The organism is Arthrobacter sp. FW306-1B-F12A, assembly GCF_058781865.1.
In genome coordinates this window covers 1-7,894 of sequence record NZ_JBYSXD010000082.1, presented here as the reverse complement: position 1 = coordinate 7,894, position 7,894 = coordinate 1, and the positions used below count along the sequence as shown (strand labels likewise).

Annotated in this window: 7 protein-coding genes; all 7 read left to right on the top strand. The window is 65.7% G+C overall.

Annotated features, from left to right (window positions below; all coding sequences use genetic code 11):
- Positions 1–132 precede the first annotated feature (132 nt).
- Positions 133–936 (top strand): hydroxypyruvate isomerase family protein, encoded by an 804-nt coding sequence (locus AC3WJU_RS21945; protein WP_284752973.1) that lies wholly within the window; start codon positions 133–135, stop codon positions 934–936.
- 121 nt (positions 937–1,057) lie between these two features.
- Positions 1,058–1,936 (top strand): 2-hydroxy-3-oxopropionate reductase, encoded by an 879-nt coding sequence (locus tag AC3WJU_RS21940; protein ID WP_492260855.1) that lies wholly within the window; start codon positions 1,058–1,060, stop codon positions 1,934–1,936.
- Positions 1,937–2,068: 132 nt separating this feature from the next.
- Positions 2,069–3,847 (top strand): glyoxylate carboligase, encoded by a 1,779-nt coding sequence (gene gcl / locus AC3WJU_RS21935; protein ID WP_307055490.1) that lies wholly within the window; start codon positions 2,069–2,071, stop codon positions 3,845–3,847.
- A 22-nt stretch (positions 3,848–3,869) separates the two neighbouring features.
- Positions 3,870–5,108 carry a glycerate kinase gene (locus tag AC3WJU_RS21930; RefSeq protein WP_492260854.1) on the top strand — a complete coding sequence of 413 codons (1,239 nt, stop codon included), beginning with the start codon at positions 3,870–3,872 and terminating at the stop codon, positions 5,106–5,108.
- The gene (gene allB, locus AC3WJU_RS21925) at positions 5,101–6,462 is read left to right on the top strand and encodes an allantoinase AllB (RefSeq protein WP_306962000.1); all 1,362 of its coding nucleotides are present in this window, start codon (positions 5,101–5,103) and stop codon (positions 6,460–6,462) included. Before AC3WJU_RS21930 ends, allB begins: the two co-directional genes overlap by 8 nt.
- A 9-nt stretch (positions 6,463–6,471) precedes the next feature.
- Entirely contained in the window at positions 6,472–7,182 is a 711-nt protein-coding gene (locus AC3WJU_RS21920) for a winged helix-turn-helix domain-containing protein (protein WP_307055486.1), read from the top strand.
- 67 nt (positions 7,183–7,249) lie between these two features.
- Positions 7,250–7,717, top strand: coding sequence for a thioredoxin-dependent thiol peroxidase (gene bcp / locus AC3WJU_RS21915; RefSeq protein ID WP_306962004.1), 468 nt, complete (start codon positions 7,250–7,252; stop codon positions 7,715–7,717).
- Positions 7,718–7,894: the final 177 nt, after the last annotated feature.

The window sequence follows — 7,894 nt, the reverse complement described above, 5'->3', positions numbered from 1 at the left end:
CCTCCTTCCCTAAACTTTTCATAAAGCAGAATCTAAATTCCACAAAGCGGAAATCGACAAAGGCGAACTAGCCCAAGAGAACAAGCCAAGTGGAAGATGGATCCCAAGCCCTCCCCCGGAAGGACACCTACGATGACGTACACAGTGAACTGCTCCATCCTCCTGACGGAGCTGCCTCTGCTCGAGCGCCCCGCAGCCGCGAAGGCTGCCGGCTTTGACGCCGTCGAATTCTGGTGGCCCTTTGAGACTTCCGTCCCGTCAGACGCCCAGGTCACCGAGTTCGAGAACGCCATCAAGGACGCTGGCGTTCAGCTCACCGGCCTGAACTTCAACGCCGGCAACATGCCCGGCGGTGACCGCGGCCTGGTTTCCTGGCCCGCCCGCTCCTCCGAGTTCCTGGACAACATCGACGTCGTCGCAGGCATCGGCGAGCGGCTCGGTTGCAAGGCATTCAACGCGCTCTACGGCAACCGCGTGGACGGCGAATCGGCCGAGAAGCAGGACGCCATCGGCGCCGAGAACCTGGCCAGTGCCGCGGAAGGCGTCGCACGCATCGGCGGCACCGTCCTCCTTGAACCGGTCAGCGGCGCCCCCAAGTACCCGCTTCTCAAGGCCGCCGACGCCCTCAAGGTGATCGCCCGCGTCAAGGAAGAATCCGGCGCCACGAACGTCAAGCTCCTCGCCGACTTCTACCACCTGGCAGTCAACGGGGACGACGTCGCAGCCGTCATCGAAAACCATGCCAAGGACTTCGGCCACATCCAGATCGCCGACAACCCCGGCCGCGGGGCTCCCGGAACCGGCGAGCTTCCCCTCGGCGAATGGATCGCCCGCAGCCGCGAACTCGGCTACGAAGGCTACATCGGCCTCGAATACAAGGAACCGCAGGAAACGGCCTTCAGCTGGGCCATCCGCCAGCGCGCCACCTCCCACTAGCGAACCCCCACGACCCAACTGAGTAGCAGTTGATGTCGTTTAGAGCCCTCAAAACGACATCAACTGCGAGCTAGTTGGGTCCAGCACACTTGAGCTAAAAAAGACTTCAGTAAGGAAAATCATGAGCAACGTTGCAGTTATCGGACTCGGAATCATGGGCCTCCCCATGGCCATCAACCTGGTCAAGGCCGGCCACTCCGTCACCGGTTTCAACCGTAGCCAGGACAAGATCGACAAGCTCGTCTCCGAAGGCGGCAAGGGTGCCACGAGCATCGCCGACGCCGTCAAGGACGCCGACGTCGTCATCACCATGGTGCCGGACTCCCCCGACGTCGAAGGCGTCGTGAGCGGCCCCGACGGTGTCTTCGCCAACGCGAAGAAGGGCACCCTCTGGATCGACGCGAGCAGCATCCGCCCGGACGTCGCCGCCCGCCTCTCGGCTGACGCCGTCGCCGCCGGCATCCGCCCGCTCGACGCCCCGGTTTCCGGTGGCGAACAGGGTGCCATCGACGCCGTCCTCTCCATCATGGTCGGCGGCGACGCAGACGACTTCGAAGCAGCACAGGATGTCCTCAACGCCGTCGGCAAGACCATCGTCCACGTCGGCCCCTCCGGCTCCGGCCAGACCGTCAAGGCAGCCAACCAGCTGATCGTGGCCGTCAACATCGAGGTCCTCGGCGAGGCTATCGCCTTCCTTGAGGCCTACGGCGTGGACACGGACGCAGCCCTCAAGGTCCTCGGCGGCGGCTTGGCCGGCTCCAAGGTCCTCGACCAGAAGGGCCAGAAGATGCTCGACCGCAACTTCGACCCCGGCTTCCGCCTTGCCCTCCACCACAAGGACCTCGGCATCGTCACCTCCGCAGCCCGCGAAGCCAACGTCGCAATCCCGCTCGGCGCCGTCGTCGCACAGCTCGTCGCCGCCACTGTCAACCAGGGCGACGGCGGACTCGACCACTCCGGCCTCTTCAAGCAGGTCCTCCAGCTCAGCGGCCGCAAGTAAGCCGCCCGCCCCAAAGGGCGGAAACAAGCGAAAACCAGCAGCCGGCGTCGGGCATTTCCGACGCCGGCTCCCCCAGACACACCCAAAAATCCGCCCGAAGCGGGCAAAAACAGACTTTTCAAGGAGCACACCATGACGAAGATGCGCACTGTAGACGCAGCCGTCGCCATCTTGGCAAAGGAAGGCGCCATCGAGGCGTTCGGCCTGCCAGGCGCGGCAATCAACCCCTTCTATTCCGCGATGCGGGCACACGGCGGCATCCGCCACACCCTGGCCCGCCACGTTGAAGGCGCCAGCCACATGGCTGACGGCTACTCCCGTGCGGCGGACGGAAACATCGGTATCTGCATCGGCACCTCGGGCCCTGCAGGAACGGACATGATCACCGGCCTGTACGCAGCCTGGGCAGATTCCATCCCCATGCTCTGCATCACCGGCCAGGCCCCCGTTGCCAAGCTTCACAAGGAAGACTTCCAGGCCGTGGACATCGAGTCCATCGCCAAGCCTGTCACCAAGATGGCCATGACCATCCTGGAACCGGGCCAGGTTCCGGGCGCCTTCCAGAAGGCTTTCCAGTTGATGCGCTCAGGCCGTCCGGGCCCGGTCCTGCTGGACCTGCCGTTCGACGTGCAGATGGCCGAGATCGAGTTCGACATCGACGCCTACGAGCCCATCGTCGTCGAAAAGCCGAAGGCCAGCCGCAAGCAGCTGGAAAAGGCGCTGGACATGCTCACCGCGGCTGAGCGCCCGCTGATCGTCGCCGGTGGCGGCATCATTAACGCCGGTGCCTCCGCGCAGCTGGTTGAACTGGCCGAACTGCTGAACGTTCCGGTCATCCCCACCCTGATGGGCTGGGGCACCATCCCGGACGACCACGTGCTGATGGCCGGCATGGTGGGCCTGCAGACCTCGCACCGCTACGGCAACGAGACCATGCTGGCCTCGGACTTCGTGATCGGCATCGGCAACCGCTGGGCCAACCGCCACACCGGCGGCCTGGACACGTACACCGCGGGCCGCAAGTTCGTGCACATCGACATCGAGCCCACGCAGATCGGCCGCGTGTTCTCGCCGGACTTCGGCATCGCGTCCGACGCCGGTGCGGCGCTGGACGGGCTGATCGAGCTGGCCCGCGAGCGCCAGGCAGCCAAGTCCCTGCCGGACTACTCCGCTTGGGTCGCCGAGTGCACCGCCCGCAAGGGATCGCTGCAGCGCAAGACCCACTTCGAGAACGTGCCGATCAAGCCGCAGCGCGTGTACGAAGAGATGAACAAGGCGTTCGGCAAGGACACCACGTATGTGTCCACCATCGGCCTTTCGCAGATCGCCGGTGCGCAGCTGCTGCACGTGTTCGGCCCGCGCAAGTGGATCAACGCCGGCCAGGCAGGCCCCCTGGGCTGGACCGCCCCGGCCGCCCTCGGCGTCGTTCGCGGCAAGCCGGACGAGACCGTTGTTGCCCTGTCCGGTGACTACGACTTCCAGTTCATGATCGAAGAGCTGGCCGTGGGCGCACAGTTCAACCTGCCGTACATCCACGTGGTGGTGAACAACTCGTACCTGGGCCTGATCCGCCAATCGCAGCGCGGCTTCAACATGGAACAGAACGTGTCCCTGGCGTTCGAGAACATCAACTCCCCGGAAACAAACGGCTACGGCGTGGACCACGTCAAGGTCGCCGAAGGCCTGGGCTGCAAGGCCATCCGCGTGGAAAACCCGTCCGACCTGCCTGCCGCCTTCGACAAGGCCAAGGCGCTCATGGGCGAGTTCAAGGTTCCCGTGGTGGTTGAAGTGATCCTGGAAAAGGTCACCAACATCTCCATGGGCGTTGAAATCAACGGTGTGAACGAGTTCGAAGATCTGGCCGAGCGCGGGGCGGACGCCCCCACTTCGATCATCTCGATGCTGGACTAGTAAGTACTGAAGGAGGTACGGAATGCGTGTGGTCATAGCCCCGGACAAGTTCAAGGGATCGCTGTCAGCTCCCGAGGTCGCCAGCCGCTTGAGCGCCGGATTGCGGGCAGGTTTTGCCGCTGGCAGCGCAGCGGCGAGTTTGCCAGCCGAGGGCTTTGAAACCACGCTCATTCCAGTGGCCGACGGCGGCGAGGGGACTCTCGACGCCGCCGTCGGCTCCGGCTTCACCCGCCGCAGCACGACGGTCACCGGACCCACGGGCCAGCCGATCACGGCCGAGTTCGCCGTCCGCGGCGAGGAAGCCGTCATTGAAATGGCTGCGGCCTCCGGGCTTGCGGTGCTGCCGGGCTTCGGCGACGGCAGCGCCCCGTCTACCGAAACGGCCAAGAGCTCCACAAGCCTGGGCACGGGCGAACTCATCCGCGCCGCCCTGGACCTCGGCTGCCGGCACATCATCCTCGGCGTCGGCGGGAGTGCCAACACCGACGGCGGCGCCGGCGTCCTGCAAGGCCTCGGCGCCGTCCTACTCGACGCCGAAGGGAACGAACTCCCCGGCGGCGGCGCGGCCCTGGCCCGCCTGGACCGGATCGACTTCTCGAACCTCGACGTCCGCTTGGAGGTCACCGAGTTCGTCCTGGCGTCCGACGTCGACAATCCCCTTTTGGGCCGCACCGGCGCCGCCGCGATCTTCGGACCGCAGAAGGGCGCGACGCCGGACGATGTCGCCTCGCTCGACGCGGCTCTGACCCACTTCGTCCAGGTCCTCGCCAACGAGATCGGCTCCGAAGCCCAGGACGCCGCACAGGCTCCAGGCGCTGGTGCGGCAGGCGGCGTCGGCTACATCGCCATCGCGGCGCTGGGCGCGGCACGCAGGCCGGGCATCGACGTCGTGCTCGAATTCACTGAACTCGAGCAGCGGTTGGCCGGCGCGGACCTGGTGATCACCGGCGAAGGCAGCCTCGACGAACAAAGCCTGCTCGGCAAAACGCCGATGGGCGTGGCGCGGGCGGCGGCGCGATCGGGGATCCCTGTGATTGCCGTCTGCGGCCGCAGTGCGCTGAGCCCGGAACAACTTTCGGAGTCCGGTTTCGAGTCGGTCCACGCATTGACCGAGCTCGAATCCAATGTAGAGAAATGTATAGCTGAAGCAGGGCCGCTGCTTGAAGAATTGGGTAAGCACATCGGCGTGCGCCTCTCTGAAAAAGCGGTATCCACCCAAGACGCAGCGCGAACCGAGACCAAGGAGCAACTCCATGTCTGAAGAAACCACCACGGCACACGGCCCGTTTGACCTGGTCATCCGCGGCCAGCGCATCCTCACCACCGCCGGTATCACCGCTCGCGAAGTCGGCGTCCGCAACGGCGTGATCGTCGCTATCGAGCCTTTGGGCAACGGCCTGCAGGGCACCGAAATCATCGAGCTCGGCGACGACGAAACCCTCATCCCCGGCCTCGTTGACACCCACGTTCACGTCAACGAGCCCGGCCGCACCGAATGGGAAGGCTTCGCCTCCGCCACGCGCGCTGCGGCAGCCGGCGGCGTCACCACCATCATCGACATGCCGCTGAACTCCATCCCGCCCACCACCAACGTGGAAGGCCTGAAGCTCAAGCGCGAAGTTGCCGAGGACCAGGCGTTCGTGGACGTCGGATTCTGGGGCGGCGCCATCCCGGGCAACAAGAAGGACCTCCGCCCGCTGCATGACGAGGGCGTCTTCGGCTTCAAGTGCTTCCTGCTCCACTCCGGTGTGGACGAGTTCCCGCACCTGGACGCGGACGAGATGGAAGAGGACATGGCGGAGCTCAAGTCCTTCGACTCCCTCATGATCGTCCACGCCGAGGACTCCCACGCGATCGACCACGCACCCCACCCCGGCGGCGCGCACTACTCCACTTTCCTTGCCTCCCGCCCGCGCGGCGCCGAGAACAAGGCCATCGCCGAGGTCATCGAACGTGCCCGCTGGACCGGTGCACGAGCGCACATACTGCACCTCTCGTCGTCGGACGCCCTCCCGATGATCGCTTCGGCAAAGCGCGACGGCGTGCACCTCACCGTGGAGACCTGCCCGCACTACCTCACGCTCATGGCCGAGGAAATCCCCGACGGCGCCACCGCGTACAAGTGCTGCCCGCCCATCCGCGAGGCCTCCAACCGCGAGCTGCTCTGGCAGGGCCTACAGGACGGCACCATCGACTGCATCGTCTCGGACCACTCGCCCTCAACGCTTGACCTGAAGGACCTGGAAAACGGCGACTTCGCCGTGGCCTGGGGCGGGGTCTCCTCGTTGCAGCTGGGGCTCTCTCTGATCTGGACCGAAGCCCGGCACCGCGGCATCACCCTGGAGCAGGTGGTTTCCTGGATGTCCGAGAAGCCTGCCGCCTTGGCCCGCCTGCACAATAAAGGCCAGCTGGCGCTCGGGTACGACGCTGATTTCTCCATCTTCGCGCCCGACGACGCGTTCGTCGTCGACGTCAAGAAGCTCAAGCACAAGAACCCGATCACGCCGTACGACGGCAAGGCGCTCTCCGGCGTCGTACGCAAAACGTACCTGCGCGGCAGCGAGATCGACGGCCGGACGCCCAGCGGCAAGCTGATTCGCCGCGGCGGCGTGTAAGGCCAAGCCATGGCCGTCAATGTCCATGCCCCGTACGGGCAACTGCCCGCACGGCTCAACGCCTCGCGGCACCAGCCCGCCCCCCGGCCTTCCGCGCTTCGGCCCGGTCTGGTTCGGCCCGGGATGCACCCGCGCGGACTCGCCGTGTGGGTACAGCCCGGCGAAGGCCGCGAGATCGATCCCGAGGTTTGGGCCCGGGCCGCTGAAGCGGTCCTGGCCCGGGCCCGCAAACTTGCTCCGGGGGCGGAAGTCCTCCTTTGGCCCGCCGCCGGAGCTGCAACGTCCGGTGATTCTTCCGGCTCGTCCGGCGCCGCGTCCGACGGCGGTTCGGCGTCGGAAGTGCCCGACGCCGAAAACCGCGCAACCGCTCCGTCGCCGGTCTCCCTGGCCGGACGACGCAGCACCGTGGCAGTAGACCTGGCCGCGAATACCGTCCTCCTCGACGGTGTGCCTGTCAGCTTCACCGCGATGGAACACAGCCTCCTCCGCTACCTCGTGGAAAACCTGTCCCGCCCCATCCCACGTGAAGAATTGCAACGCTTTTTGGAGTCACTTGACTGTCCCGGGGCGGCATTTCGGTCGATCGACGTGTATGTTGGACGCGTCCGGCGCAAGCTGGGCTCAGCCCGCCATGTCATCGCCACGGTGCGTGGAGGCGGCTACCAGTTCGTGCCCGGACCAGGCTCCACCGTCCGCGGACCTGCGGAATACTGCATCTAGGCAGCCCGTTACACCATTAGATTGATCGCCGGCCACGGCGGTTGCCCGACAAGTCAAGGATCGCAACATGACCCAGAAACTCCTCGCCGGAACCCAGGCCCCCGATTTCGCGCTGCTTAACTCCGAAGGCCAGAAAGTTTCCCTGTCCGATTACCGCGGACGCAACGTCATCGTGTACTTCTACCCGGAAGCCGCCACCCCCGGCTGCACCACCGAGGCCTGCGACTTCCGCGACAGCCTTGCCAGCCTGCAGTCCTCCGGCTACGAAGTCCTGGGCATCTCCCCCGACGCCCCGGAAAAGATCGCACACTTCGCCGGCGACTTCTCCCTGACCTTCCCGCTCCTCTCCGACGAAGACCACGCCGTGGCCCTCGCCTACGGTGCTTGGGGCGAGAAGCTCGTGAACGGCGAAGTGGTAGACGGACTGGTCCGCTCCACCGTAGTGCTCGACGGCGAAGGCAAGGTCAAGCTGACCCAGTACCAGGTCAAGGCCCAGGGCCACGTAGCAGCCCTGAAGGCCGAACTCGGCCTGTAACGCCCGCTCACAAACAAGGCCGTCCGGGCCGACGCCCGCTCACATATGACGACTCCCGGGCCGACGCCCGCTCACCTATGACGACTCCCGGGTCGACGCTCGCTCACCTATGACGACTCCCGGGTCGACGCTCGCTCACCTATGACGACTCCCGGGTCGACGCTCGCTCACCTATGA

What these genes read in the sequence shown, in the direction of transcription:
- AC3WJU_RS21920 (WP_307055486.1), top strand. Translation starts at nt 6,472, where the DNA reads ATGGCCGTCAATGTCCATGCCCCGTACGGGCAACTGCCCGCACGGCTC.
- AC3WJU_RS21945 (WP_284752973.1), top strand. Translation starts at nt 133, where the DNA reads ATGACGTACACAGTGAACTGCTCCATCCTCCTGACGGAGCTGCCTCTG.
- bcp (WP_306962004.1), top strand. Translation starts at nt 7,250, where the DNA reads ATGACCCAGAAACTCCTCGCCGGAACCCAGGCCCCCGATTTCGCGCTG.
- allB (WP_306962000.1), top strand. Translation starts at nt 5,101, where the DNA reads ATGTCTGAAGAAACCACCACGGCACACGGCCCGTTTGACCTGGTCATC.
- gcl (WP_307055490.1), top strand. Translation starts at nt 2,069, where the DNA reads ATGACGAAGATGCGCACTGTAGACGCAGCCGTCGCCATCTTGGCAAAG.
- AC3WJU_RS21930 (WP_492260854.1), top strand. Translation starts at nt 3,870, where the DNA reads ATGCGTGTGGTCATAGCCCCGGACAAGTTCAAGGGATCGCTGTCAGCT.
- AC3WJU_RS21940 (WP_492260855.1), top strand. Translation starts at nt 1,058, where the DNA reads ATGAGCAACGTTGCAGTTATCGGACTCGGAATCATGGGCCTCCCCATG.